Origin of the sequence: Mycobacterium sp. Aquia_216 (genome assembly GCF_026723865.1) — a bacterium.
Lineage (GTDB): Bacteria > Actinomycetota > Actinomycetes > Mycobacteriales > Mycobacteriaceae > Mycobacterium.
Map to the genome: position 1 here is coordinate 1007068 of NZ_CP113529.1, position 25505 is coordinate 1032572.

At 67.7% G+C, this 25505-nt stretch carries 25 protein-coding genes; 15 read left to right on the plus strand and 10 right to left on the minus strand.

What is annotated here, in order from left to right:
* Window positions 1-104 precede the first annotated feature (104 nt).
* A complete protein-coding gene (gene clpB / locus OK015_RS04730; protein WP_268129638.1) occupies window positions 105-2651 on the plus strand; it encodes an ATP-dependent chaperone ClpB in 2547 nt (848 codons plus the stop codon).
* A 66-nt stretch (window positions 2652-2717) separates the two neighbouring features.
* On the opposite strand, the gene OK015_RS04735 is transcribed toward clpB, so the two are convergent.
* Window positions 2718-3545 (minus strand): enoyl-CoA hydratase/isomerase family protein, encoded by an 828-nt coding sequence (locus OK015_RS04735; RefSeq protein WP_268129640.1) that lies wholly within the window; start codon window positions 3543-3545, stop codon window positions 2718-2720.
* 92 nt (window positions 3546-3637) lie between these two features.
* Here OK015_RS04735 and ttfA point away from each other — a divergent pair, with 92 nt between their 5' ends.
* Genes ttfA through OK015_RS04755 form a run of 4 tightly spaced genes read left to right on the plus strand, consistent with a single transcriptional unit; the run spans window position 3638 to window position 6636 of the window.
* Complete coding sequence (ttfA, locus tag OK015_RS04740) at window positions 3638-4495, plus strand: trehalose monomycolate transport factor TtfA (protein ID WP_268129641.1); 858 nt, start codon at window positions 3638-3640, stop codon at window positions 4493-4495.
* A 46-nt stretch (window positions 4496-4541) separates the two neighbouring features.
* Window positions 4542-5081, plus strand: coding sequence for an orotate phosphoribosyltransferase (pyrE, locus tag OK015_RS04745; protein ID WP_268129642.1), 540 nt, complete (start codon window positions 4542-4544; stop codon window positions 5079-5081).
* A 14-nt stretch (window positions 5082-5095) separates the two neighbouring features.
* Window positions 5096-5995 (plus strand): hypothetical protein, encoded by a 900-nt coding sequence (locus tag OK015_RS04750; RefSeq protein ID WP_268129643.1) that lies wholly within the window; start codon window positions 5096-5098, stop codon window positions 5993-5995.
* Window positions 5992-6636 carry a TrmH family RNA methyltransferase gene (locus OK015_RS04755; RefSeq protein WP_268129644.1) on the plus strand — a complete coding sequence of 215 codons (645 nt, stop codon included), beginning with the start codon at window positions 5992-5994 and terminating at the stop codon, window positions 6634-6636. The genes OK015_RS04750 and OK015_RS04755 overlap by 4 nt, the downstream gene beginning before the upstream one ends.
* Window positions 6637-6825: 189 nt before the next feature.
* Here the strand turns inward: OK015_RS04755 and OK015_RS04760 are convergent, their stop codons facing one another.
* The gene (locus OK015_RS04760; protein WP_268129645.1) at window positions 6826-7707 is read right to left on the minus strand and encodes an SDR family oxidoreductase; all 882 of its coding nucleotides are present in this window, start codon (window positions 7705-7707) and stop codon (window positions 6826-6828) included.
* 85 nt (window positions 7708-7792) lie between these two features.
* Here OK015_RS04760 and OK015_RS04765 point away from each other — a divergent pair, with 85 nt between their 5' ends.
* Window positions 7793-8365 carry a TetR/AcrR family transcriptional regulator gene (locus OK015_RS04765; protein ID WP_268129646.1) on the plus strand — a complete coding sequence of 191 codons (573 nt, stop codon included), beginning with the start codon at window positions 7793-7795 and terminating at the stop codon, window positions 8363-8365.
* Here OK015_RS04765 and eutC read toward each other — a convergent pair.
* Entirely contained in the window at window positions 8336-9082 is a 747-nt protein-coding gene (gene eutC / locus OK015_RS04770) for an ethanolamine ammonia-lyase subunit EutC (RefSeq protein WP_268132447.1), read from the minus strand. The two genes, OK015_RS04765 and eutC, sit on opposite strands and share 30 nt — an antisense overlap.
* On the minus strand, window positions 9082-10488 hold the full coding sequence (locus tag OK015_RS04775) for an ethanolamine ammonia-lyase subunit EutB (RefSeq protein WP_268129648.1): 1407 nt from the start codon (window positions 10486-10488) through the stop codon (window positions 9082-9084). The genes eutC and OK015_RS04775 overlap by 1 nt, the downstream gene beginning before the upstream one ends.
* Before the next feature lie 76 nt (window positions 10489-10564).
* Between OK015_RS04775 and OK015_RS04780 the strand changes: the two genes are divergently transcribed.
* The gene (locus OK015_RS04780; protein WP_268129650.1) at window positions 10565-11710 is read left to right on the plus strand and encodes a glycoside hydrolase family 76 protein; all 1146 of its coding nucleotides are present in this window, start codon (window positions 10565-10567) and stop codon (window positions 11708-11710) included.
* Window positions 11707-13662 carry an acetoacetate--CoA ligase gene (locus tag OK015_RS04785; RefSeq protein ID WP_268129652.1) on the plus strand — a complete coding sequence of 652 codons (1956 nt, stop codon included), beginning with the start codon at window positions 11707-11709 and terminating at the stop codon, window positions 13660-13662. The genes OK015_RS04780 and OK015_RS04785 overlap by 4 nt, the downstream gene beginning before the upstream one ends.
* Here the strand turns inward: OK015_RS04785 and OK015_RS04790 are convergent.
* The gene (locus tag OK015_RS04790) at window positions 13650-14309 is read right to left on the minus strand and encodes a DedA family protein (RefSeq protein WP_268129654.1); all 660 of its coding nucleotides are present in this window, start codon (window positions 14307-14309) and stop codon (window positions 13650-13652) included. The genes OK015_RS04785 and OK015_RS04790 overlap by 13 nt on opposite strands.
* 89 nt (window positions 14310-14398) lie before the next feature.
* Here OK015_RS04790 and fbaA point away from each other — a divergent pair, with 89 nt between their 5' ends.
* On the plus strand, window positions 14399-15433 hold the full coding sequence (gene fbaA, locus OK015_RS04795; protein ID WP_268129656.1) for a class II fructose-bisphosphate aldolase: 1035 nt from the start codon (window positions 14399-14401) through the stop codon (window positions 15431-15433).
* Between the two features lie 82 nt (window positions 15434-15515).
* Here fbaA and OK015_RS04800 read toward each other — a convergent pair whose 3' ends face one another.
* Entirely contained in the window at window positions 15516-16352 is an 837-nt protein-coding gene (locus tag OK015_RS04800) for an Rv0361 family membrane protein (protein WP_268129658.1), read from the minus strand.
* Window positions 16353-16397: 45 nt separating this feature from the next.
* On the opposite strand from OK015_RS04800, the gene OK015_RS04805 reads away from it, so the two are divergent.
* Window positions 16398-16811, plus strand: coding sequence for a DUF3151 domain-containing protein (locus OK015_RS04805; RefSeq protein WP_268129659.1), 414 nt, complete (start codon window positions 16398-16400; stop codon window positions 16809-16811).
* On the opposite strand, the gene OK015_RS04810 is transcribed toward OK015_RS04805, so the two are convergent.
* From OK015_RS04810 to OK015_RS04820, 3 genes are read right to left on the minus strand one after another with little or no spacing between them, the layout of a single operon-like run.
* Window positions 16808-17710: a cation diffusion facilitator family transporter gene (locus tag OK015_RS04810; protein ID WP_268129661.1), complete on the minus strand. Its 903-nt coding sequence runs from the start codon at window positions 17708-17710 to the stop codon at window positions 16808-16810. The genes OK015_RS04805 and OK015_RS04810 overlap by 4 nt on opposite strands.
* Window positions 17711-17750: 40 nt before the next feature.
* Window positions 17751-18527 (minus strand): site-2 protease family protein, encoded by a 777-nt coding sequence (locus OK015_RS04815; protein WP_268129663.1) that lies wholly within the window; start codon window positions 18525-18527, stop codon window positions 17751-17753.
* A 9-nt stretch (window positions 18528-18536) separates the two neighbouring features.
* Window positions 18537-19199: a peptidase M50 gene (locus OK015_RS04820; protein ID WP_268129665.1), complete on the minus strand. Its 663-nt coding sequence runs from the start codon at window positions 19197-19199 to the stop codon at window positions 18537-18539.
* Between the two features lie 138 nt (window positions 19200-19337).
* Here OK015_RS04820 and OK015_RS04825 point away from each other — a divergent pair, with 138 nt between their 5' ends.
* From OK015_RS04825 to OK015_RS04845, 5 genes are read left to right on the plus strand one after another with little or no spacing between them, the layout of a single operon-like run.
* Window positions 19338-20636 carry an adenylosuccinate synthase gene (locus OK015_RS04825; RefSeq protein ID WP_268129667.1) on the plus strand — a complete coding sequence of 433 codons (1299 nt, stop codon included), beginning with the start codon at window positions 19338-19340 and terminating at the stop codon, window positions 20634-20636.
* Window positions 20633-21271, plus strand: a complete 639-nt coding sequence (locus tag OK015_RS04830; protein WP_268129669.1) for a PaaI family thioesterase — start codon at window positions 20633-20635, stop codon at window positions 21269-21271. The genes OK015_RS04825 and OK015_RS04830 overlap by 4 nt, the downstream gene beginning before the upstream one ends.
* Before the next feature lie 41 nt (window positions 21272-21312).
* Complete coding sequence (locus OK015_RS04835; protein WP_442791204.1) at window positions 21313-22434, plus strand: ATP-grasp domain-containing protein; 1122 nt, start codon at window positions 21313-21315, stop codon at window positions 22432-22434.
* A gap of 14 nt (window positions 22435-22448) precedes the next feature.
* Window positions 22449-22859, plus strand: a complete 411-nt coding sequence (locus tag OK015_RS04840) for a rhodanese-like domain-containing protein (RefSeq protein ID WP_268129671.1) — start codon at window positions 22449-22451, stop codon at window positions 22857-22859.
* On the plus strand, window positions 22856-24082 hold the full coding sequence (locus OK015_RS04845) for an O-succinylhomoserine sulfhydrylase (protein WP_268129672.1): 1227 nt from the start codon (window positions 22856-22858) through the stop codon (window positions 24080-24082). Before OK015_RS04840 ends, OK015_RS04845 begins: the two co-directional genes overlap by 4 nt.
* On the opposite strand, the gene OK015_RS04850 is transcribed toward OK015_RS04845, so the two are convergent.
* A complete protein-coding gene (locus OK015_RS04850) occupies window positions 24079-25452 on the minus strand; it encodes an NAD(P)/FAD-dependent oxidoreductase (protein ID WP_268129674.1) in 1374 nt (457 codons plus the stop codon). The genes OK015_RS04845 and OK015_RS04850 overlap by 4 nt on opposite strands.
* Window positions 25453-25505 lie beyond the last annotated feature (53 nt).

A 25505-nucleotide genomic window follows, 5' to 3' on the forward strand; every position in this document is an offset into this window, starting at 1 on the left:
CTCCACAAAATCTAAACTTGAGCGGAACAGACTCAACCTTGACGGCGTTGAACAACGCGACAAGCATTTTGCATACCCCTTTTAGACCCACGATGGAGGGCGGAGTGGACTCCTTTAACCCGACAACCAAGACGCAAGCGGCTCTGACGTCAGCCTTACAGGCGGCCAGTGCGGCCGGTAACCCTGAGATCAGGCCCGCTCATCTGCTGTTGGCGCTGCTGACACAGAACGACGGGATCGCCGCGCCGCTGCTGGAGGCTGTCGGCGTCGAGCCCTCGACCATTCGCAGCGAAGCCGAGCACCTGCTCGAACGGCTGCCCCAGGCCAGCGGCTCCAGCTCGCAACCGCAGCTGTCCCGCGAATCGCTGGCCGCGATCACCACGGCCCAGCAGCTGGCCACCGAGATGGACGACGAATACGTCTCCACCGAACACCTGTTGGTGGGCCTGGCCACCGGCGACTCCGACGTCGCCAAACTGCTCACCGGCCACGGTGCCTCCCCGCAGGCGTTGCGAGAGGCGTTCGTCAAGGTGCGCGGCAGCGCCCGCGTCACCAGCGCCGATCCCGAGGCCACCTATCAGGCGCTGGAGAAGTACTCCACCGACCTGACCGAGCGCGCCCGCGAGGGCAAACTCGACCCGGTTATCGGGCGGGACAACGAGATTCGCCGCGTCGTGCAGGTACTTTCTCGTCGCACCAAGAACAACCCCGTGCTGATCGGTGAGCCCGGCGTCGGCAAGACCGCGATCGTCGAGGGCCTGGCCCAGCGCATCGTGGCGGGCGACGTCCCGGAGAGCCTGCGCGACAAGACCGTCGTCAGCCTGGACATGGGGTCGATGGTGGCCGGCGCGAAGTACCGCGGCGAGTTCGAGGAGCGGCTCAAGGCCGTGCTCGACGACATCAAGAACTCCGCCGGGCAGATCATCACCTTCATCGACGAGCTGCACACCATCGTCGGTGCCGGCGCGACCGGCGAGGGCGCGATGGACGCCGGCAACATGATCAAGCCGATGCTGGCTCGCGGCGAGCTGCGGCTGGTCGGCGCCACCACCCTCGACGAGTACCGCAAGTACATCGAGAAGGACGCCGCGCTGGAACGCCGCTTCCAGCAGGTGCTGGTCGGCGAACCGTCGGTGGAGGACACCGTCGGCATCCTGCGCGGGCTGAAGGATCGCTACGAAGTGCACCACGGGGTGCGCATCACCGACTCCGCGCTGGTGGCCGCGGCCACCCTGTCCGACCGCTACATCACCGCCCGGTTCCTGCCGGACAAGGCCATCGACCTGGTCGACGAGGCCGCCAGCCGGCTGAAGATGGAGATCGACTCCCGGCCCGTCGAGATCGACGAGGTCGAGCGCCTGGTGCGCCGGCTCGAGATCGAGGAGATGGCGCTGGAGAAGGAAGAAGACGCGGCGTCCAAGGAACGGCTGGAGAAGTTGCGTTCCGAGCTGGCCGACCAGAAGGAGAAGCTGGCCGAACTGACCACCCGGTGGCAAAACGAGAAGAACGCCATCGACATCGTCCGCGAACTCAAGGAACAGCTGGACACACTGCGCGGGGAGTCCGAGCGCGCCGAACGCGACGGTGACCTGGCCAAGGCAGCCGAGCTGCGCTACGGGCGCATCCCCGAGGTCGAGAAGAAGCTCGACGCCGCACTCCCGCAGGCCGAGGCTCGAGAGAACGTCATGCTCAAGGAGGAGGTCGGTCCCGACGACATCGCCGACGTGGTGTCGGCGTGGACGGGTATCCCCGCCGGGCGGATGCTCGAAGGCGAGACGGCCAAGCTGCTGCGGATGGAAGACGAACTGGGCAAGCGTGTCATCGGGCAGAAGAAGGCGGTGGCAGCGGTTTCGGACGCCGTACGGCGTTCTCGCGCCGGAGTCGCCGACCCCAACCGGCCGACGGGCTCGTTCATGTTCCTGGGGCCGACCGGTGTCGGCAAGACCGAGCTGGCCAAGGCGCTGGCGGAGTTCCTGTTCGACGACGAACGCGCGATGGTTCGCATCGACATGAGCGAATACGGCGAGAAGCACTCGGTGGCCCGGCTGGTCGGCGCCCCGCCCGGCTACATCGGCTACGACCAGGGCGGTCAGCTGACCGAGGCGGTGCGCCGGCGGCCCTACACGGTGATCTTGTTCGACGAGATCGAAAAGGCGCACCCGGACGTGTTCGACGTGCTGCTGCAGGTGCTCGACGAGGGCCGCCTCACCGACGGCCAGGGCCGCACCGTCGACTTCCGCAACACCATCCTGGTCCTGACGTCCAACCTCGGTTCAGGCGGCAGCGAGGAGCAGGTGATGGCCGCGGTGCGCTCGGCGTTCAAGCCGGAGTTCATCAACCGGCTCGACGACGTGATCATTTTCCACGGCCTCGAGCCCGGCGAGCTGGTGGCGATCGTCGACATCCAGCTGGCCCAGCTGCAGAAGCGGTTGGCGCAGCGGCGGCTGCAGCTCGAGGTGTCGCTGCCGGCCAAGCAGTGGCTGGCGCAGCGAGGATTCGACCCGGTCTACGGCGCCCGGCCGTTGCGCAGGCTGGTGCAGCAGGCCATCGGCGACCAGTTGGCCAAGATGCTGCTGGCGGGCGAGGTGCACGACGGCGACACGATTCCCGTGAATGTCGGTCCCGACGGGGACGCGCTGATCCTGGGCTAGTGGCCATCGCGAGCACGGCGTAGCCGGGCACCTCCCGCTTGCGGGTCGTCACCATTCAAGGCAGTTCTATCGACGCCGGTCGCCCAACTCGAAGTCACGGGTCTGGGCGCCGGCGTCGATCACTGCCTGGATCAGTTGGCGTGCGCGCGGCTGCGCGAGGGTCTCGCGAAACAGCTGATCCTCGATGCGCAGGCCGGTCGCCACGTCGCCTTCGGCAGCGGCGTCTACCGCACGCTTCGCGTTCGCGATGGCTACCGCGTGCGACGACGCGATGCGTGCGGCGAGCTTGTCGACAAATCGCCGGAGCTTATCGGCCGGCAGCGCGCGGTTCACATATCCCCAGGCTTCGGCTGTCGCGGCGTCGATGTCCATGCAGCCGAGGATGACTTCCAGTGCCCGCGCCCGGCCGATGAGCCGGGGCAGCCGCTGGGTGCCGCCACCGCCGGGGATGATCCCGACCGCCAACTCCGGATGACTCAGGACCGTCGAGCCGAGCGCGGCAAACCGCATGTCGAACGCCATCGCGAACTCGCAGCCGCCACCGCGGCAGACGCCCTCGATGACCGCGATCGTGGCCTTCGGCAGGGTGCGGATCAACTCCGTCGTCGCGTGGAACGGCGTCAGTTCGTCGTGCAGCGCGACGTCTGCTCCAGTTGTCAAGGCGGGGAGGTCCAGGATCAGCCCGACGTCGGCGTGGGCAATGAAGAATTCCGGGTCGGCCGAGTCGACGACCAGCACGCGTACCTCGTCGTCGGCCGCGACCTCGCGCGCCAGCCGGCCGATTTCGTTCAGCAGTGGCACGTCCAGCAGGTTGATCGGGGGGTTGTCGATCGTCGCCCGGCAAACGCCGTTGGCGGCGGCGACGCGTATCAGCTGGTAGCCCTCGTAGACCATGGACGGAACCCTACGCGGCCCAGCAAACCTTAATGTGGTTGTGACCAGGTCGCATTCTTGGTTCCGGTCCCATAGCAGATACGCTACTTAGGATGGTCCCCCTATGGTTCACGCTCTCCGCGCTGTGCTTCGTCGGCGCGGTGGTGTTGCTGTACGTCGACATCGATCGACGGCGGGGACGCAGCAGGAGGCGTAAATCGTGGGCCCGCTCGCACGGTTTCGACTTCGAGCGCGAATCGACCGACATTCTCAAGCGCTGGAAGCGCGGCGTGATGTCGACGGTGGGAGACGTCTCCGCCCACAACGTCGTGCTGGGGCAAATCCGCGGCGAGGCGGTGTACATCTTCGATCTCGAGGAAGTCGCCACGGTGATCGCGTTGCACCGCAAGGTGGGTACCAACGTCGTGGTCGACCTGCGGCTCAAGGGACTCAAAGAGCCCCGCGAGAGTGACATCTGGCTGCTGGGTGCGATCGGCCCGCGGATGGTGTACTCGACTAACCTGGACGCGGCCCGTCGGGCCTGCGACCGGCGGATGGTCACCTTCGCGCACACCGCGCCGGATAGCGCGGAGATCATGTGGAACGAGCAGAACTGGACGCTGGTCGCCCTGCCCGTCTCCAGCACTCGCGCCCAGTGGGACGAGGGTCTGCGGACGGTGCGTCAGTTCAACGACCTGTTGCGGGTGTTGCCGCCGGTGCCTGCCGAAAGCGACGAGCCCGCAGGACTTCGCAACGCGGCACCGAGCCGTCCGTTGGCCCCGGCCGGGCGGGCGGAGCTGCCGCCGCGGCGCTCGGCTCAGGATGTGTCCGGGCTGCTCGGCTCTGATGTTCAGGCCAACCGCCGCGCCCCGGAGCCGGGCCGCCGCGACGAGGGCCGCACCGAAGCCATCCGGCGCCCGCCGCCGTCCACCGGGCGCAACGGCCAGCAGGCCAGCAATTACCTCCACTGAAATCTGTTGTGCTGCAACGGTAGACAAATAAAGGGTGCTTAAGGCCGTGGCCGAATCTGACCGTGCGGAACTGGCCGAGCTGGTACGCCGTCTGTCGGTGGTTCACGGCCGGGTCACGCTGTCCTCGGGCAAGGAAGCCGACTACTACGTCGACCTGCGTCGCGCCACCCTGCACCACCGGGCCTCCGCACTGATCGGCATCCTGATGCGCGAACTCACCGCGGACTGGGAGTACGCGGTCGTCGGCGGGCTGACCCTGGGCGCCGATCCGGTCGCGACCGCCATCATGCATGCGCCCGGCCGCCCGATCGACGCGTTCGTGGTGCGCAAGTCGGCGAAAGCCCATGGCCTGCAACGTCTTATCGAGGGGTCCGAGGTAACGAGTCAACGTGTGCTGGTGGTCGAGGACACCAGCACCACCGGCGGCTCGGCGCTGACGGCGGTGCACGCCGTCCAGGACGCGGGCGCCGAAGTGGTCGGCGTGGCCACCGTGGTGGACCGTGCCACCGGCGCCGCGGAGGCCATCCAGGCGGAGGGACTGCTGTACCGCAGCGTGCTGGGCCTGGCCGATCTGGGGCTGGGCTAGGGCCCGTCACCGCGGTGCGCACTTTCCTTGCGATAGCAGCCTGTTTGGCCGTCTGCCTGACGGGCTGCTCAGGGTCCAACCACGCCGTGCAGCCCTACGGCGCACAGGGCGCGCGACTGGGCGAATCGCTGGCACTGCTGGGCTGGAACATGTCGGTGTCGAACCTGCGGTGGGACGGCGACTACGTGTTGATCGACGTCGACGCCTCACCGACGGACCCGAAGGCACCGCACGCCAAACCCGAGGACATCCGGTTCGGGCTCTACGGCGCAGTCGCCCACCCGATGGAGTCCACCGGATTGGGCAGCTGCGACAACGCGATGGCCACGGTGCGTGACATCCGGTCGCCCCTGTCGGCGCCCCCCGACCGGCTGACCGGGACCGTGTGCCTGGGCCCGCTGAAGGACCGCAGTCAGGTGCGCGGCGTGTACACCTATTCGCCGCGGGACCGCATCGCCGATACCTCCGCCGCTTATCCGGCGGCGTTCCCGCTGGGGCTGATGCCGACCAACGTCAACGACACCGGCCTGGTAGTCCAGACCACCAGCCTGACGGCCTGGCGTGCCGACGGAACCCCGGTGACCAAGGAGCAGCTCGGTGATCCGGGTGCCTTCACCGGCAACGGCTACATGTTGTTGGGGCTGCAGACCGAATCCATCGCGGCCCGCTACCGCGACGACTCCGCCCGCCGCGGCGGCCCGATGATGCTGCTCGCGTCGCCGACCGTGCCCGGCCGCGGCCTGAACCCGGCCTGTGCGGTGTACGGGTCGTCGGTGCTCATCCTGCCCGACGCCTCGCTGGACGCGGTGCACGTCTCGGCGTCGTTGTGCACCCAGGGCGAAATCAACCAGGCGTTGCTGTATGCGACGGTGGCGATCGTCGGCACCCACGCGGGTGTCTGGACGCAGCGATGAGTGAACCCGGGCCCACCGAATGGGGAGTATCGCCGACCGGCGTCGGGCCCTGGGAGGGCGATCCGCCCGACGATCCGCGGTACGACCCAATTCTGTTGCGCGACGGCGATACTCGCAATGTCGTCGACTCCTACCGGTATTGGACCCGGGAAGCGATCATCGCCGACATCGACCAACGCCGGCACCCGCTGCACATCGCGATCGAGAACTTCGGCTACGACGCCAATATCGGTTCGGTCGTGCGCACCGCCAACGCCTTCGCGGTGGACACCGTGCACATCATCGGCCGGCGTCGCTGGAATCGCCGCGGCGCCATGGTGACTGATCGCTATCAACGGCTGTGCCATCACGACAGCAGCGCCGAGTTGATGGATTTCGCGACGGCAGCCGGATTGAGCGTCGTCGCGGTGGACAACGTCCCCGGGGCCGCGCGCCTGGAGGAAATTTCGCTGCCGCGCCGGTGCCTGTTGGTGTTCGGTCAAGAAGGGCCGGGCATCACCGACGACACCCGGCTCGGGGCCTCGCTCACGGTGTCGATCGCCCAATTCGGCTCGACTCGCAGCATCAACGCCGGTGTCGCCGCAGGGATCGCGATGCATGCCTGGATCCGGCAGCACGGCGACCTCAGCCGCGCCTGGTAGCGGGTCGACCCTAGGTACCGCGTCGAGTGTGAGGCGCCCATCCTCTCCACCGGAGGCGTCGAGTATGAGCCCACGGCGTTGAGTGTGCGTCGACACGCCGACCGAGCCCGGCCTCCGATGCACACTCAAAACCGCCAGCGCACAGTCAGAGCCAAGGACGCACGGCCGACGCCCCGCCCGAATGGGCGCTTACTCGGGGTAGTCGCCGGTCTCCAAATCCTCGAGCAGTGTCGGATGTGTTGGCTGCCAACCGAACCGCTGACGGGTCAGTGCGCTGGAAGCGGGCTGGTCGACAGCGAATATGGTGCCCAGCGGGCCGAACATCTCGGCGGACGCGGATTCGACCCGAACACCGAGCCGGCGGCCGATCACTTCGGCGATCACCCGCATGGGGTCTCCTTCGTCACCCACCGCGTGCAACACCGAGCCCGGCGGGGCATCTTCGAGGGCAAGCCGGAACAACGACGCCGCATCGTCTCGGTGCACGGCGGGCCAGCGTTGCGCACCGTCGCCGACGTAGGCCGATACGCCGCGCTGCCGTGCGGCTTGGATCAACAGACTGGAGAAGCCGTAGCGGCCCCCGGCGTCATGGACCGACCGCGGCAGCCGGACCACGGCGGACCGGACACCGCGCTCGGCCAGATCGATGACAGCCTGGCCAGTGCGACCGCGTCCGGCCACCGGACCCTCGACGGTGAAGGGATCATCTTCGGTGCTCGGGCGTCCGGCCACCACCGGGGTGCCGTTGGCCAGCACGAGCGGCTTGCCGGTGCCGACCAGCGCGTCGCCGAGTGCGGCGACCGCACGGGCTTCGTCTCCGACGGCGTCCCCGACAGCGCTGAAGTCGTGCGAGAACGCCAGGTAGACGACGCCGTCGGTGTCGCGGGCCGCCTGCTGCAGGACGGCGAGGTCGGTGATGTCCCCGCCCAGCGGCTCAGCGCCGAGTCCGGTGATGGTCGCGGCCGAGGCATCGGATCGGGCCAAGCCCACGACCTGATGACCGGCGGCGATCAGTTTCGAGACGACGGCCGAGCCGATTCCTCCGCTGGCGCCGGTGACGAATACGCGCACGAGCAGCTCCGTTCATGTGATGCGACTATGGTCCCATCACCGTACAGCAGTGACGGGATAATGGTCGCATCACTAGGGTGGGGTCATGGCTCGTTGGGAACCGGACGCACGCGAACGCTTGGTCGCCGCGGCGCTGGACCTGTTCAGCGAACGCGGATACGACGAGACGACGGTTGCGCAGATCGCCGAGCGCGCGGGCCTGACCAAGAGCACGTTCTTTCGGCACTTCCCGGACAAGCGTGACGTGCTGGCGGCTGGCCAAGACGCCATCGCGAAACTGCTCCGCGAGGGCATCGGCGCAGCGCCCGCCGACGCGACACCGCTGAGCGCTGTGTGCTCCGGCTTGAAGTCGGCAGCGGCAGCGTTCACGTCGTTCAACCGGGAACTCGCCCCCCGGCTCAAGGCCGCGATCGCTGCCAGCGTCGAGCTTCAGGAACGCAATGCGCTCAAGCAGATTGGGCTGGCCTTGGCGATGGTCGAAGCGCTGCAATCCCGCGGCGTACCCGAGCCGACCGCGGTATTGGCGGCGGAGCTGGGTGCCCTGGCGTTCAAGACGGCTTACGCGCGCTGGGCCGAACCCGGCGCGGACCAAGACCTGGGCGCCATGGCATGCCAGGCGCTGCATGAATTACACACCGCGGCAGCCAATCTCGGCTGAACTGTGGCGGGTCGTGTCCTTGAGGGCGATGCCCGAATGGCCGAGCGCGCGGGCCCCGGCGACGAGCGCCGCAGCGACGGCCGCCGCCGTGGCGTAGTCGAGGCCGTCGGGCGGATGAATGTTCGAGATGCAGTTGCGGTCCGCATCGGTGCGCCCCGGCGCCGGGCGATGTGTCAAGTAGATACCCAGGCTGTCGGCGACGGAGAGCCCGGGCCGTTCGCCGATGAGCACGAGAACCGTTGTGACGCCGAGGGCTTCACCAATGTGGTCCCCGAGCGCTACGCGCGCCTGAGTGGCGATCACCAGCGGGGCAATGCGGTAGCGGCCGTCGAATTCGCGAATCAGCGCGTCGACCATGCCGGTGGCGTGGTCGATCAGGGCACGTGGCGACAACCCGTCGGCGAGCACAAAACCAATGTCCGCCTTGGTCTTTGGCAATCTCGACAAGTCCGCGGGGCTGCGACCGAGATCGGGCCGGCGCAGGTACTCGCTGCGCGACGTCGCCTGGCTGCTCACCCGAAGCGGCTCGTCGATGCCGATCTCGCGCAGCCGCTGGACGAGGCGGTCGACGTCGAGTGGGTCGTGAACGGCATCACGCGCCGCCGCGTGCGCGGCCTGGAACTCCAGCACGCGCCGGGTCGGCAACGAGTTCCCGGCACGCCCGAGCCCGATGCGGGCCTGCGTGGTGGCCCGCAGTGGCGCCCAGATGTCGCCCATCAACCGGCCGCCAGCGCGCGCAGTGGAGACGTCGCGAGGTCGACGGGAAGGATCCGGCCGTCGGCGTCGACCATACCGAGGCCGGCCAACCAGGCTTCGAATTCGGGTGCGGGCCGCAGTCCCAACGCTTTTCGCACGTACAACGCGTCGTGAAACGACAGACTCTGGTACCCGAGCATGATGTCGTCGGCGCCGGGAACGGCGATGACGAACGCGGTACCCGCCGCGCCCAGCAGGGTCAGCAGCGTGTCCATATCGTCCTGGTCGGCTTCGGCGTGGTTCGTGTAGCAGACGTCGACGCCCATCGGCAGGCCCAGCACCTTCCCGCAGAAGTTGTCTTCCAGCCCGGCGCGGATGATCTGCTTGCCGTCGTAGAGGTACTCCGGTCCGATGAACCCGACCACGGTGTCGATCAACAGCGGCTGCAGCGCCCGAGCCACCGCGTAGGCCCGCGCCTCCAGCGTCTGCTGGTCGACCGGTTTGTTTCCCACGCCGAGGTGAGCCCCGGCCGACAGCGCCGAACCCTGACCCGTCTCCAGATACATGACGTTGTCGCCGGCGGTGCCGCGGTGCAGCGACCGGGCGGCCTCATTGGCCTCCGTCAACATCGCGATGGAGGTGCCGAAGCCGGCATTGGCGCCCTCGGTGCCCGCGATCGACTGGAAAACCAAGTCGACGGGCGCGCCCCGGTCGATCAGTTCCATCGTCGTCGTGACATGGCACAGCACGCACGACTGCACAGGAATCGCGAACCGCTGGCGAATGTCGTCGAGCAGGTGCAACAGGTCCGACGTCGCGTGCGGCGAATCGGTCGCGGGGTTGATGCCGATCACCGCGTCACCGCAGCCCATCAGCAGGCCGTCGAGCACCGCCGCGGCTATCCCGCGGGGGTCATCGGTGGGGTGGTTGGGCTGCAGGCGGGTGGCGAGCGTGCCCGGCAATCCGATCGTGGTTCGAAAAGCGGCGGTGGCCGTCGCGGCGGCGGCCACCAGGATCAGGTCCTGGTTGCGCATGATCTTCGACACCGCCGCAACCATTTCCGGGATGAGCCCAGGGGCGATGGCGGCGATGCGCCCCGCACTGTCGTCTCGGGATGCCGCCTCCAGCAGCCAGTCGCGGAAACCCCCCACGGTCAAGTGTGCGATCGGGCGGAATGCCTCGCGGTCGTGGCTGTCGATGATGAGCCGGGTGACCTCGTCGGTCTCATACGGCACGACGACGTCGTTGAGGAACGTCGCCAGGGGTATGTCGGCGAGCACCCACGCCGCGGCGGCCCGCTCGGCGTCCGATCCGGCCGCGCAACCGGCCAGCTGGTCACCGGAGCGCAACGGACTTGCCTTCGCCATCACGTCGACCAGCCCCGCAAAGGAATGCGTGGTCCCCGAAATGGTTTGCCGATAGCGCATATTTCACAGTAGGTCACCTTTGGTTCAGCGGCAGGTCAACTCCGCCGGTGCGGTGGATGAGGCAGGATCGGCAGGTATGGATCAGCTATGGGCCAACCGGGCTGCCAGCGCCGAAGCGGCTGTCGCGCAACGCCACCTGAAACGGCTGTGGGGGTTGCCGGGGACCCAGCTGGGAGTGGTGGCCTGGCCGGCGACGCGGCGGGACCGGCTGTTCGGCACCTGGCACTACTGGTGGCAGGCGCATCTGCTCGATTGTCTTGTCGATGCGCAGCTGCGCGACCCGCAGCCGCACCGGCACACCCAGATCAACCGGCAGGTCCGCTCGCACCGACTGCGCAACAACTTTCGCTGGACCAACAGCTATTACGACGACATGGCGTGGCTGGCGCTGGCGCTGGAACGCGCCGCCCGGATAGCCGGCGTCGAGCGCAGCCGCGCCCTGCCCACGCTTGCCGACCAGTTCCTCAAGGCGTGGGTGCCCGAAGACGGCGGCGGCATTCCGTGGCGCAAGCAAGACCAGTTCTTCAACGCCCCGGGCAACGGGCCGGCCGGAATCTTTCTGGCCCGGTATGGAGACCACCTCAAACGCGCCGGGCAGATGGGCGACTGGATTGACCGCACCCTGATCGACCCCGAAACGCATTTGGTGTTCGACGGCATCAAGGCCGGCTCGCTGGTCCGCGCGCAGTACACCTACTGCCAGGGCGTCGTGCTCGGGCTGGAAACCGAGTTGGCCAAGCGCACCGGCGCCGAGGTCAGGGCCAGACATGGCCAGCGGGTACACCGGCTGGTCGCCGCCGTGCATGAACACATGGCGCCGTCGGGGGTGCTAAAGGGTTCCGGTGGCGGCGACGGCGGACTCTTCGCCGGCATCACCGCCCGCTACCTCGCGCTGGTCGTCACCGACCTGCCCGGTGAGTCCGCCGACGATGCGGTGGCCCGTGACACCGCGCGCACGATCGTGCTGTCCAGCGCGAAATCGGCCTGGGACTACCGGCAGACAGTGGACGGGCTGCCGCTGTTCGGGTCGTTTTGGGACCGCGACGCCGAGCTGCCGACGATCGGTGGCGCACAGGCGCAGTTCGTCGCGGGCGCGGTGAACGCTTCTGCGACTCCCGAGCGGGACCTGTCGGTGCAGCTGTCGGGGTGGATGCTGATGGAGGCCGCATGTAACGTCACCGCCGTGACAGCAGGCAACGACGCCGAACGGCCCGGCCAATGACCGAACCGGGTGGCTGGATTCCCGACGAGGCGACCCTCGAGGCCGCCAACCTCACCCGCTTTTCGGCCTGGCTCAACGAGACCGGGCGCGGTCATTTTGATGACTACCAACAACTCTGGTCGAAGTCGGTCACCGACATCGAATGGTTCTGGGACGCGATTTTCAAGTTCTTCGACGTCCAGGCCGACACCCCACCGCTGGCCGTACTGGGCAACCGTTCCATGCCCGGCGCCGAGTGGTTCCCCGGCGCGACGCTGAATTACGCCACCGAGGTGTTCCGGCACGCCACCGACGAGCGGCCCGCGATGATCGTCGTCGGCGAGGACGGCACCTGCGAGTGGTCCTGGGCGCGGCTGCAGCGCGAGACCGCGGCGTTCGCGGCGTACCTGCGCGGCCTGGGCGTCCAGTCCGGCGACAGCGTTGTCGGATTCCTGCCCAATGTCGGCGAGGCCGTCGTCGCGGCGCTGGCCACGGCCAGCATCGGCGCGTACTGGGCGGTGTGCAACCAGGACCTCGCGGTCGACGGCGTGATCGCCCGGCTGGGTCAGGTGAATCCGGCCGTATTGGTGGCCACCGACGGCTCGGTGTTCGGCGGCAAGCGGATTGATCGCCGCGACGAACTGGCCGCGATTCGGCAGGCGATGCCGACGCTGCGGGCCACGGTCCTGGTGCCGCGGCTCGGACTCGACGTGCCCAGCGACGACCAACTGGTGCCGTGGGCGGCGGCGGTCGCCGAAGAGGCTCCCCTCGAGATCACGCCGGTGCCGTTCGCGCATCCGCTGTGGGTGATGTTCTCGTCCGGCACCACCGGCAAGCCGAAGGGCATCGTGCACTGTCACGGCGGCGTAGTGCTCGAGCACCTGAAATACCTGAGCCTGCAACTGGATCTGCACCCCGGCGACCGCTTCCTGTGGTACTCGTCCACCAGCTGGATGATGTGGAACTTCTTGGTGTCCGGGCTGCTGGTCGAGTCAACCATCGTGCTTTACGACGGCAGCCCAACACATTTGGGCACCGACGGCCTCTGGCGCGTCGCGGCGGAAAACAACGTCACGATGCTGGGCGCGGGCGCGGGCTACCTGCTGGCCTGCGCGAAAAAGGAACTCACGCCCGGCAAGTCGTACCCGCTCGACAACTTGCGCGCGGTGGGTTCCACCGGCTCGCCGTTGCCGGCCTCCGCGTTCGCGTGGGTGCAGGAAGGGCTGGGCCGCAAAGTTCCGGTGGTATCGCTGTCCGGTGGCACCGACGTGTGCACCGCGTTCATCGGCGGAAGTCCGACGGTGCCGGTGGTGCCCGGCGAGCTGTCCTGCATCTGCCTCGGCGCGGCCATCGAATCCTGGACGGGCCCTGGGCAACCCGTGATCGGCGAAGAAGGCGAACTGGTGCTGACCCAGCCGATGCCCTCGATGCCGGTGTTCTTCTGGAACGACCCCGACGGCAGCCGCTACCGCGCCGCTTACTTCGAGAAGTACCCGGGGGTGTGGTGTCACGGCGACTGGATCACCATCAGCGATCGGGGATCGGTTGTGGTGCATGGCCGTTCGGATGCCACCCTGAACCGGCTAGGGGTTCGGATGGGCAGCGCGGAGATTTACGGCGCGGTGGAAGGTATCCCGGAGGTGCGCGACTGCCTGGTCGTCGGCGTCGAGCAGAGCGACGGCGGCTACTGGATGCCGCTGTTTGTTGACCTCGAAGGGGGGGTGGAGCTCGACGAGGAGCTGCGTTCGCGGATCGTGGCGGAGATCCGCCGCCACGCCTCACCGCGTCATGTGCCCGACGACATCCTGGTGGTTGCGGGGATTCCGCGAACGCTGACCGGTAAGCGGCTGGAGATCCCGATCAAGCGGATCCTGCTCGGTACCGACCCGGCCGATGCCGTGCAGCAGAGTTCGGTGGACAGGCCCGAGCTGTTCGACGGCTTCGTTCAGTACCGCAGAACTCAGGTGTCCTGATCGACCTGGTTGCGCCGTCGCGCCAGGTAACTCCGCGTGGCGGCGATCAGCGCCGGCAATAGCGAGACGAACAGGATGGCCAGAATGATCTTTTCCAGATTCTGGTGGACGAACGGCACGTTGCCCAGGAAGTAGCCGGCCACCGTCACACCGCTGCCCCAGAGCACGCCGCCGACGATGTCGAATCCCAGGAACACCGGATAGCGCATGTAGGACACCCCGGCGACGACCGGCGTGAACGTCCGCACGAACGGCATGAAGCGGGCCAGGATGATCGCCGCGGGCCCGTACTTCTCGAAGAAGGCGTGCGACTCGGTCACATAGTGCTGCTTGAAGAACCGGGAATCTTCCTTCTTGAACAGCGCCGGGCCGATCCGTCGACCGATGAAATACCCGGTCTGATCGCCGAGGATCGCGACCAGCGCGACGGACGGGGCCAGCACCCAGATATTGAGCGTTCCATGGGCGGCCAGCAATCCGCCCGTGAACAGCAGCGACTCGCCAGGTAGCAGCGGAAACAGCAGGCCGGTCTCGACGAAGACGATGACCAGGATGGTCGGCAGCACCGCGGAGGCGAACAGGCCCTGGGGTCCGATCCAGAACATCGGGTCGACGATGTCGGGCAGGGCCGTCACGGCGGTGCTCATGATGTCTCAACATACCGGCCCCGAGGTGGGTGCCCGCCGCCAACGTCGGGTTGCGATACTGGGGCAACTGAAGTCTTCAGGAGGAATTCATGCCCATCGCCACCCCCGAGGTCTACGCCGAGATGCTGGGACGCGCCAAGGAGAATGCGTACGCCTTCCCGGCCATCAACTGCACCTCTTCGGAGACCGTCAACGCCGCCATCAAGGGTTTCGCCGACGCCGGCAGCGACGGCATCATCCAGTTCTCCACCGGTGGTGCGGAGTTCGCCTCCGGCCTCGGCGTCAAGGACATGGTCAGCGGCGCGGTCGCCTTGGCCAAGTTCACCCGCAGCATCGCGGCCAAGTACCCGATCAACGTCGCGTTGCACACCGACCACTGCCCCAAGGACAAGCTGGACACCTACGTGCGCCCGCTGCTGGCGATCTCGGCGGAGCGGGTGGCCGCGGGCAAGAACCCGCTGTTCCAGTCGCACATGTGGGACGGCTCGGCGGTGCCGATCGACGAGAACCTCGCGATCGCCAAGGAGCTGCTCAAGGACGCCGCGGCGGCGAAGATCATCCTCGAGGTCGAGATCGGCGTGGTCGGTGGCGAGGAGGACGGCGTCGAGGGCGCGATCGACGACAAGTTGTACACCACCCCGGAAGACTTCGAGAAGACCATCGACGCGCTGGGCCACGGCGAGCACGGCAAGTACCTGCTGGCCGCGACCTTCGGCAACGTGCACGGCGTCTACAAGCCCGGCAACGTGAAGCTGCGTCCCGACATCCTCGACGAGGGTCAGAAGGTCGCGGTCGCCAAGCTCGGACTGTCCGAGGGTTCCAAGCCGTTCGATTTCGTCTTCCACGGCGGCTCGGGCTCGCTGAAGTCGGAGATCGAGGAGGCGCTGCGCTACGGCGTGGTGAAGATGAACGTCGACACCGACACCCAGTACGCGTTCACCCGCCCGCTCGCCGCCCACATGTTCACCAACTACGACGGCGTGCTCAAGGTCGACGGCGAGGTGGGCAACAAGAAGGTCTACGACCCGCGCAGCTACCTCAAGAAGGCCGAGGCCAGCATGACCGAGCGCGTCGTGGAGGCCTGCAACGACCTGCACTGCGCCGGAAAGTCAGTCGGCGTCTAGCCGCTCTCCTCGAACGTGCGGCTGGCCGCACACTCGGCACCGAACGTGCGGCTGGCCGCGCACTCGGCGCGAAACTCCGCGTCTAGCCGCTCGGGGATTGGCAGATCTTCCACTGATCGTCGCGGAACTGCAGGTCGAGGCTGCGCGTCGAGCGGACCTGCGGGTCGTAGGCCATGAACGTGGTGATGTTGGCCTCGGCGTGCTGGCCGTTGACGACGATCTGGTCGATGCTGGCGATCACCGGAAACTGCTTGGCCGCCGAAACCCGTTGGTAGGTCTCACTCCAGGAGTGCTCGTCGTAATCGACGTAGCCGTCGCGGGTGGTGCCGCAGGTGATGCTGCGCAGCTGGGTCAGGTCGCCGCGCTGCACGGCGGTGTCGAAGGAGTGGATGGACTGGCGCACGAGGTCTTCCTGCGAGACGTGGGAGTGCTTTCCGCGGGTCAGCAGCACGGTCCCCAGGATTGCGATCGCCGCCAGTGCCAACACGATCACGGTGATCGCCAGCACCCAGCCCCAGTTGAAGTTCCTGGACACCGACCGTGGCTTGTTCCCGTCGCGGCCCGGGATAGATTGCGGCGCAGCGGCTTTCGGAGACAACGGCGGCTGCCCAAGCGGGCCGGGCGAGCCGGGCCGCCCCGGTACCGTCGAGAACACTTCTGTCGCGGGCTCCGGAGTGGTGGCGATGATCGCCGTTTCTTTCGCGTCGAAGCCGGGCGCGGTGAAGCGACGTTCGAGCTGCTGCGCTGCCGGGTCGCCCTCGAGCTGGTTGTTCGGATCGGGATTGATCACCACGGTTTCGGTCTCGGGGTCGGGAGGGACCAGCGGGTAGGCCTCGGTGGCCTCATCGACCTGCTCCGATTCCGCGCCGCCAGCAGGCTCGACCCCGTGTTCGCGGTCGGGCTCCGATGGGTTGGGCATGAGTTGCAGCTTAGCGACCCGCGGCGGGACGGCAGAATAGAACTTATGACACCGATGGGCGATCTCTTGGGACCCGAGCCGATCCTGCTGCCCGGCGACAGCGAAGCCGAAGCCGAACTGCTCGCCGACGAGAATCCGGGCATCGTCGCCGCGGCTCATCCGTCGGCGTCGGTGGCCTGGGCGGCCCTCGCCGAGGAGGCACTGGCCGAGGACCGGGCCATCACGGCGTATGCGTACGCCCGCACCGGCTACCACCGCGGCCTGGACCAGTTGCGCCGCAACGGCTGGAAGGGCTTCGGGCCGGTGCCCTACGCGCACGAGCCCAACCGCGGCTTCCTGCGCTGTGTGGCGGCGCTGGCCAAGGCCGCCGACGCGATCGGTGAGATCGACGAGGTGAACCGCTGCCTGGATCTGCTCGACGACTGCGACCCGGCGGCCCGCAACGAGCTGGGGCTCTAGAAGCTGCTCTCTGAGCATTCGTTGTCGCGGTCGGGATTCTCGATCTGCACGGTGGCGTGCTCGAGCCCGCGGTCGTGCAGGACCTCGCGCGCATCGCTCAGCACGCGGGTGGAGTCGCCGGCGCTGGTCAGGTGCACTGTGCACATGTCCTTGCCCGGCGACAGCGTCCACACGTGCAGGTCGTGCACGTCGGTGACGCCGTCAACGGCGCCCAGCGCCGAACGCAACTCCTCGACGTCGATGTGGGCCGGCGACGACTCGGACAGGATCCGCAGTGCCGCACGCGCCAGAGCGAACGCCCGGGGCAGCACCCAGAGGGCCACCAAGATGGCGACCACGACGTCGGCGTAGGGCCAGTGCGTGGTGACGGTCACGATGCCGGCGATCAGCACGCCCAGGCTGCCGACAGTGTCGGCGATGACCTCCATATAGGCACCCTTGACCGCCAGGCTGCCCTCGGACTGTGACCGCAGCAGGATCGCCACTACGAAGTTCGCGACCAACCCGGCCAGCGCGACCACGATCATCGGCACGCCGGGGATCGACGCTCCCGTGCCGAGCCGTTCGATCGCCTCGTAGAGGATGAACAGCGCCACCCCGACCAGCAACACGGCGTTTGCCACCGCGGTGAAGACCTCGGCGCGGTGCCAGCCGTAGGTGCGGTCCGGCGACGTGCTGCCGCGCTTGGCCAGCATCACGGCGGCCAGTCCCATGAACACCGCGACGACGTCGGTCAGCATGTGCCCGGCATCGGCCAGCAGTGCAAGGGAATTGATCAGCAGCGACGTGGTGAGCTCGATGACGAAGAACGTCGCCAGAATCCCGGCGGCCATGATCATGCGGGGGATCATCCGAGACGCGTCGGCCTCGGCGGGGGTGTGACTGTGTCCGGCGCCCATGCCGATCAATATATGCGTGGAATCGCATGTATTGCAAGACTTAGAACCAGCGGCTCCAGAAGCGGGTCAGCGAATTGCCGGCGCTGGCCAGCAGGTGCGGCACCCCGGAGAAGTCGAAGAACCAGTCCACGATCGCGAACAGCCACTGGTTGACCGCGGGAGCTAACAGCAGAAACAGCAGAATGAACACGCCGTACTGCTTGGCGGGCGCCACGGCGCGCTGTGTCTCGGGGCTCAGATGCGGTTCCAGGGCGTCGTAGCCGTCCAGGCCGGGGATGGGCAGCAGATTCAGCACCACCGCCATGATCTGCAGGAAACCCAGAAACGCCACACCGGCCCAGAGCACCCAGTGCTCCGAGTCGAACAGCAGCCGGGTCAGCGTCAGCAGCAGCACCGCCAGCAACAGGTTGGCCGCCGGGCCGGCCAGGCTGACCAGGGTGCGGCGGGTCGGCGTCATGAACCAGGTGCGCACGTACACCGCGGCCCCGGGCAGGCCGATCCCACCCAGCGCGATGAAAACCATCGGCAGCAGCAGTGACAGCCCGGGGTGGGCATAGCGCCGCGGATCCAGGGTCAGGTAGCCGCGCACGGCCTCGTCGTGGTCGCCGAATCGCCACGCGGTCGCCGCGTGCCCGAATTCGTGCAGGCACAACGACACCAACCAGCCGGCGATCACGAAGATGAAGACCCCGGCGTACGAAATCGGCCGGACGGTCGTGCCGGCCAGCCAGGCCAGCACGCCTCCGACGGCCGTCAATCCGACCAGTGCCAGAAAGATCGGGCTGGGCCGCACCGATGCGTGCCCGTGTGAGTCCACCGGTCGAAACTACCGGACCAGCAGCCAGCCTTCGACGTGGCGGTAGAACGTCGATCGCCGGGCCGGGCGGGGCGCGGCGACACCGTCCCGGATCACCTTGACGCCGGTGCTGCCCAGCTGGACGGCGCGGCCGGCGACCCACCGGCGCCAGGTTCCGTGCACCGAGGCTCGCAGGCCCGGCATGGCCAGTGTCGGCTCGATGTACGCGCCGGTGACGTCGCCGTCGAACAGCTGTGTGTCATCGACGACGGCCTCGCCGTGAATCCGCTGCCGGCCCTCGGGAGGCAGCCAGCCGGCCCGGCCCACGATCACCGCGCCGGTCTCGTCGCGCACCAGAGTGACTCGCCGGGGCGTGCCGCGCCGGGCCCGCCGGGCCGCTCGCCGGCCCGCCGGTGAGCGGTAGATACGCGTGGCGCGGGTGCGGCGGGGCGGGGCGTAGGCCACTTCGATGTCGAGTCGTTCGGCGCGCAGCAGCCTGCTCAGCACGGCGGCCAGCTCGGCGTCGACGCCGAGGATGACCAGTCGTCGGTAGGGCCCGATCGCGGCGTCGATGGCGGCGACGTCGGCCGCGCTCTCGGCGTGATGGGTCGGCAGGCCGTCGAGCGGAGCAGGCACTCGCCGCGCCGCGAAGCACAACACCGCCACGCCGACCGTGTCCGCGGCGATATTCATGGGCTCCTCGCGACCTGCTGGGCTCGAGCTGAATTGCCTGCCTCCTCAGCGGGCCGCAACCGGCCCGCATCGTCGCCAGGATATGGTTGGTCCCCGGCTGGACCACAATAAGCAGGCGAGACCAGGCGGGAGCATGTCATGCCGGCAATCGTCCTCATCGGCGCCCAATGGGGTGACGAGGGCAAAGGTAAGGCCACTGACCTGCTCGGTGGGCGTGTGCAGTGGGTGGTGCGGTATCAGGGGGGCAACAACGCCGGGCACACCGTCGTCTTGCCGACCGGGGAGAATTTCGCCCTGCATCTGATTCCGTCGGGAGTGCTGACGCCCGGTGTCACCAACGTCATCGGCAACGGTGTGGTGATCGATCCCGGTGTGCTGCTGGACGAGCTGAAGGGCCTGGAGGATCGCGGTGTCGACACCTCGAAGCTGCTGATCTCCGCCGACGCGCATCTGCTGTTGCCCTACCACGTGGCCATCGACAAGGTCACCGAGCGCTACATGGGCAACAAGAAGATCGGCACCACCGGACGCGGCATCGGCCCGTGCTACCAGGACAAGATCGCCCGCCAGGGTATCCGGGTCGCCGACGTGCTCGACCCCGAGCTGCTGACCCACAAGGTCGAGGGCGCCCTGGACCTCAAAAACCAGATCCTGGTCAAGATCTACAACCGCAAGGCGCTGGATCCCCACCAGGTGGTCGACGCCCTGCTGCAACAGGCCGAAGGGTTCCGGCACCGCATCGCCGACACCCGGCTGCTGCTCAACAACGCCCTGGCGGCCGGCGAGATCGTGCTGCTGGAGGGCTCGCAAGGCACGCTGCTCGACGTCGACCACGGCACGTATCCCTATGTGACGTCCTCGAATCCGACCGCGGGCGGCGCGGCCGTCGGATCCGGCATCGGCCCGACCCGCATCACCACCGTGCTCGGAATCCTCAAGGCCTACACCACCCGGGTGGGCTCCGGGCCGTTCCCGACCGAACTGCACGACGAGTTCGGCGAATACCTGTCCAAGACCGGCGGTGAGTTCGGCGTGACCACGGGGCGCCGGCGCCGCACCGGCTGGTTCGACGCCGTGATCGCGCGCTATGCCACCCGGGTGAACGGCATCACCGACTACTTCCTGACCAAGCTGGATGTGCTGTCCAGCCTGGAAACCGTGCCGGTGTGTGTCGGCTATCGCGTCGACGGGGTGCAGACCGACGAGATGCCGATGACCCAGACCGATCTGCACCGAGCCGAACCGATCTATGAAGAGCTGCCCGGCTGGTGGGAGGACATCTCCGCCGCGCGCGAGTTCGACGACTTGCCCGCCAAAGCGCGTGACTACGTGTTGCGCCTGGAAGAGCTTGCCGGAGCACATGTTTCGTGCATCGGCGTCGGGCCGGGACGGGATCAGACCATCGTGCGCCGCGACATCCTGGCGGCGCGCCAGTGACGGAAGCCGACCCGAAAGAACTCGATCCCGAATACGAACACCACGGCGGCTTCCCGGAATACGGCCCGGTCACCCCGGGCCCGGGATTCGTGCGGTTCGTGGCGGCCATGCGCCGGCTGCAGGACCTTGCCGTGTCGGCCGATCCGGCCGACGACGTCTGGGACGACGCGGCCGATCGGGCCGCCGCACTGGTCGAGCTGCTGGGGCCGTTTCAGGCCGATGAGGGTGTAGCGCCGTCCGGGCGGGCTCCGGCACTGCCCGGCATGGGCAGTCTGCTGTTGCCGCCGTGGACGTTGACGCGATATGAGCCCGACGGCTGCGAAATGCGAGGCCATTTCACGCGGTTCCACGTCGGCGGCAACATGGCGGTGCACGGCGGTGTGCTGCCGCTGCTGTTTGATCACATGTTCGGGATGATCTCGCACGCCGCGGGTCGCCCGATCAGCCGGACCGCGTTCCTGCATGTCGACTATCGCAAGATCACCCCGATCGACGTGCCGTTGCTGGTGCGGGGCCGGGTCACCGGTACCGAGGGGCGCAAGGCCTTCGTCTCCGCCGAATTGATCGACGGTGACGACGCGGTTCTGGCCGAAGGCACCGGCCTTATGGTGCGGTTATTGCCCGGTCAGCCGTAATCGGCGCCGGACTGCTCTCGTGGCGCACCTATCCTTAGCTGGTGACTGACGGCGTGACCGAAGGACAGCTAGAGACCGCGGGCGGGCCCCGGGTGATGTTGCTGGGTTCCGGCGAGCTCAGCCGGGAGCTGGCACTCGCCCTGCGGCGGCTCGGCGCCCAGGTCGACGAGCACACGGACCCGGTGACCGACGCGTTGTCCGCAGCGATCGACCGGCTGCGACCGGACTTCGTGGTGACCGCCACCGAGCCGGTCTCCGTCGCTGCCCTCGAGGTGCTCGCTGCCCGCTCCGACGACGACGCCGTCGAACTGGTGCCCAACGCGCGTACCGTCCGGCTGACCCACGACCGGGAGGCGCTGCGCCGGTTGGCGGCCGACCAGCTGGGCCTGCCTACCGCGCCGTTCTGGTTCGTCGGATCGGTCGGCGAACTGCAGGCGGTGGCCGCGCACGGCGGGTATCCGTTGCTGGTGGAGTCGCTGGGCCCGACGGCCGGGCGTTCGCTGGTATCCGGGTCCGACGACATCGAGCCCGCCTGGCGACGCGCGGTGGGGCAAGCCGCGCAGCAGCGGGTGTTGGCCGAAACGGTGGTCGAGGTCGAATTTTGCGTCACCCTGCTCGCAATTCGCAGTGAGGGCCCGACCGGCCCGGTGATCGAGTTCTGCTCACCGATCGGGCACCGTCGCGCCGAACCCGATGTGCTGGAATCCTGGCAGCCCCAGAAGATGAGCCCGGCCGCCCTCGACGCCGCCAAGTCGATCGCCGCGCGCATCGTCAAAGCACTCGGTGGCCGCGGTGTGTTCGGGGTCGAATTGATGATCAACGGCGACGAGGTGTACTTCGCCGACGTCAGCGCCGTCCTGCCGCAGAGTGCCTGGGTAACCCTGCGCAGCCAGCGGCTTTCGGCGTTCGACCTGCAGGCTCGGGCAATTCTCGGCCTACCGGTGGACGCCCTGATGATTTCACCGGCCGCCGCGCGCACGAGTCACCCGGCGTCCACTGCCGCGGCGCTGACCGGGGCGCTGGCCGTTCCGGAAAGCGATCTCCGCGTGTTCGATCGAGGACCCGGCCCGCGGTGTGGGGTCGCACTGGCCACCGCACCGGATGTGGCGGCCGCGCGAGACCGGGCGCGCGACGTGGCCGCCGCGGTGTCCCGGGGCCGTTAACTAGACTCACGCGAATGAGCTACGCAGGAGATATCACCCCGCTCGAGGCATGGAAGTTGCTGAGCGACAATCCCCAGGCGGTCTTGGTCGACGTGCGCACCGACGCCGAATGGCGGTTCGTCGGGGTGCCCGACTTGTCGAGTCTGGGCCGCGATGCGGTCTTCATCGAGTGGAACACCTCGTCCGGGCAGCGCAACCAGAACTTCCTGGCCGAACTGAAGGACCGGCTCCCGGCGGAGTCAGGTCCGGTGGTCTTCCTGTGTCGCTCGGGCAACCGCTCCATCGGTGCAGCCGAGACTGCGACCGACGCGGGCATCGCGCCGTCCTACAACGTGCTGGACGGTTTCGAGGGCAATCTCGACGCGCTCGGCCACCGTGGTGAAAGCGGTTGGCGCGCGGTCGGATTGCCCTGGAAACAGCAATGACCGACAAACCGTCGGTTCGCACACCCGCAGCACTGCCCGATGGCGTCGGCCAAGCCACCCTCGGCGTGCGCGGCGGGCTGTTGCGGTCCGAGTTCGACGAGACCGCCGAGGGGATGTTTCTGACCTCCGGCTACGTCTATCCGTCGGCGGCGGCGGCCGAGCAGTCGTTCAGCGGCGAGCTGGAGCGCTTCGTGTACTCGCGCTACGGCAATCCCACCGTGTCGATGTTCGAGGAACGGCTGCGGTTGATCGAGGGCGCGCCGGCGGCGTTCGCGACCGCCAGCGGCATGGCCGCGGTGTTCACCTCACTGGGCGCGCTGCTGGGCGCCGGCGATCGGTTGGTAGCCGCCCGCAGCCTGTTCGGCTCGTGCTTCGTGGTGTGCAACGAGATCCTGCCGCGCTGGGGTGTGGAGACCGTCTTCGTCGACGGCGACGACCTCGCGCAATGGGAGCGGGCGCTGGCCGACTCCTCCAAGCCCACCCGAGCTGTGTTCTTCGAGACGCCGTCGAACCCGATGCAGTCCCTGGTGGATATCGCCGCGGTGACCGAGCTGTCGCACAGTGCGGGCGCAAAAGTGGTGCTGGACAATGTCTTTGCCACGCCGCTGCTGCAGCAAGGCTTTCCGCTCGGGGTCGACGTGGTGGTGTACTCCGGCACCAAGCACATCGACGGTCAGGGTCGGGTGCTGGGCGGTGCCATCCTCGGCGACCAGGAGTACATCGACGGCCCGGTGCAGAAGCTGATGCGGCACACCGGCCCGGCGATGAGCGCGTTCAATGCCTGGGTGCTACTGAAAGGCCTAGAGACACTGGCGGTTCGAGTGGATTACAGCAACGCCTCGGCGCACCGGATCGCGGAGTTCCTGGAAGGACATCCGGCGGTGAGATGGGTGCGCTACCCGTATCTCGCATCGCACCCGCAGTACGACTTGGCCAAGCGTCAGATGTCCGGCGGTGGAACGGTTCTCACCTTCGAACTAGACGCACCCGGCGGTGCCAAGGAGCGGGCGTTCGAGGTGCTGGACAAGCTGCGCCTGATCGATATCTCGAACAATCTGGGCGACGCCAAATCGCTTGTCACACACCCGGCGACGACGACACACCGGGCGATGGGGCCGGACGGTCGCGCCGCGATCGGGCTCGGCGACGGCGTGGTCCGTATCTCGGTCGGCCTGGAGAACACCGACGATCTGATCGCCGATATCGACCAGGCCCTGAGCTAGCCGGCTCGTTGTTCGGCCGCTCGGTCAGCGGCGGCCAGCGCTTCCTGGTTTTGCGCCTCGAGCCAGTTCTGTGTCACCACCCTGGCGTAGATCATCTGGGTGGTGATCGCCATCTGGCCCCTCCCGTCGCCCAAGAAGGTGATAAACCAGGCGATCACTGTGGTGAACCGGTTCTTGAAGCCGACCAGGTAGAGCAGGTGCAGCCCCAGCCACGCCAGCCAGGCGATGAAGCCGCCGAACTCCAGCTTGCCGACCTGGGCGACCGCGCTGAATCGGGAGATCGTCGCCATGCTGCCCTTGTCGAAGTAGCTGAAGGGCTTGCGCGTTGCCGGATCGTCGGTGCCCTTGACGATGTCTTTGATCCTTGCGGTGGCGTAGTGCGCGCCCTGAATCGCGCCCTGAGCCATCCCTGGAACCCCGGGCACCGACATCAGGTCGCCGACCACGAAGACGTTGGGGTGGCCCTTGACGGTCAGGTCGGGCTCCACGACGACCCGTCCGGCGCGGTCGACCTCGGTGCCGTCCGACTGGTCGGCGATGATCTTGCCCAGCGAGCTGGCCTGGACGCCGGCCGCCCACACCTTGCACGCGCATTCGATGCGGCGCTTGGTCCCGTCCTTCTCCCTGACAGTGAGGCCCATGTAGTCCACGTCATCGACCATCGCGTTCAGCTGGACCTCGACGCCCATTTTTTCCAGCCGGTTTTGTGCCTTGAGGCCCAGCTTCTCGCCCATCGGCGGCAACACCGCGGGCGCGGCGTCGAGCAGGATCACCCGGCAATCGCGGGGCTCGATGGTCCGAAACGCATCCTTCAAGGTGCGGTGGGCGAGTTCCTTGATCTGTCCTGCCACCTCGACGCCGGTCGGTCCGGCTCCGACCACGACGAATGTCAGGCGCCGCTCCCGTTCGGCGGGATCGTCGGTGACCTCGGCGGCCTCGAAGGCGCCGAGGATTCGGCCGCGCAGCTCCAAGGCGTCGTCGATGGTCTTCATGCCGGGGGCGTAGGTCGCGAACTGGTCGTTACCGAAGTAGGACTGCTGGGCGCCGGCGGCCACGATCAGGCTGTCGTAGGGCGTCACCGTCTCCATGCCCATCAACTTCGACGTCACAGTGTTGGCCTTTATGTCGATGCCGTAGACCTCGCCCAGCAGCACCCGCACGTTCTTGTGCCTCTGCAGGATCAGCCTGGTGGCCGGGGCGATCTCGCCTTCGGACAAGATGCCGGTGGCGACTTGGTAGAGCAGCGGCTGGAACAGGTGGGTGGTCGTCTTCGAGATCAGGGTGACGTCGACGTCGGCGCGCTTGAGCGCCTTGGCCGCATTCAGCCCGCCGAACCCGCTTCCGATGATGACGACGCGATGGCGCGACATGGTTCTCCTCAGGTCTCGAGATCCTTTTGGCCTCTACAGTCTCCGCAGCGCAA

Coding starts and splice junctions, on each gene's coding strand:
- OK015_RS04825 (WP_268129667.1), top strand. CDS start 19,338: ATGCCGGCAATCGTCCTCATCGGCGCCCAATGGGGTGACGAGGGCAAA.
- OK015_RS04755 (WP_268129644.1), top strand. CDS start 5,992: ATGAGTGAACCCGGGCCCACCGAATGGGGAGTATCGCCGACCGGCGTC.
- OK015_RS04790 (WP_268129654.1), bottom strand. CDS start 14,309: ATGAGCACCGCCGTGACGGCCCTGCCCGACATCGTCGACCCGATGTTC.
- OK015_RS04820 (WP_268129665.1), bottom strand. CDS start 19,199: ATGAATATCGCCGCGGACACGGTCGGCGTGGCGGTGTTGTGCTTCGCG.
- OK015_RS04810 (WP_268129661.1), bottom strand. CDS start 17,710: ATGGGCGCCGGACACAGTCACACCCCCGCCGAGGCCGACGCGTCTCGG.
- OK015_RS04735 (WP_268129640.1), bottom strand. CDS start 3,545: ATGGTCTACGAGGGCTACCAGCTGATACGCGTCGCCGCCGCCAACGGC.
- OK015_RS04845 (WP_268129672.1), top strand. CDS start 22,856: ATGACCGACAAACCGTCGGTTCGCACACCCGCAGCACTGCCCGATGGC.
- eutC (WP_268132447.1), bottom strand. CDS start 9,082: ATGGGCGACATCTGGGCGCCACTGCGGGCCACCACGCAGGCCCGCATC.
- OK015_RS04785 (WP_268129652.1), top strand. CDS start 11,707: ATGACCGAACCGGGTGGCTGGATTCCCGACGAGGCGACCCTCGAGGCC.
- OK015_RS04850 (WP_268129674.1), bottom strand. CDS start 25,452: ATGTCGCGCCATCGCGTCGTCATCATCGGAAGCGGGTTCGGCGGGCTG.
- fbaA (WP_268129656.1), top strand. CDS start 14,399: ATGCCCATCGCCACCCCCGAGGTCTACGCCGAGATGCTGGGACGCGCC.
- OK015_RS04805 (WP_268129659.1), top strand. CDS start 16,398: ATGACACCGATGGGCGATCTCTTGGGACCCGAGCCGATCCTGCTGCCC.
- OK015_RS04840 (WP_268129671.1), top strand. CDS start 22,449: ATGAGCTACGCAGGAGATATCACCCCGCTCGAGGCATGGAAGTTGCTG.
- OK015_RS04800 (WP_268129658.1), bottom strand. CDS start 16,352: ATGCCCAACCCATCGGAGCCCGACCGCGAACACGGGGTCGAGCCTGCT.
- OK015_RS04765 (WP_268129646.1), top strand. CDS start 7,793: ATGGCTCGTTGGGAACCGGACGCACGCGAACGCTTGGTCGCCGCGGCG.
- OK015_RS04775 (WP_268129648.1), bottom strand. CDS start 10,488: ATGCGCTATCGGCAAACCATTTCGGGGACCACGCATTCCTTTGCGGGG.
- OK015_RS04780 (WP_268129650.1), top strand. CDS start 10,565: ATGGATCAGCTATGGGCCAACCGGGCTGCCAGCGCCGAAGCGGCTGTC.
- ttfA (WP_268129641.1), top strand. CDS start 3,638: ATGGTCCCCCTATGGTTCACGCTCTCCGCGCTGTGCTTCGTCGGCGCG.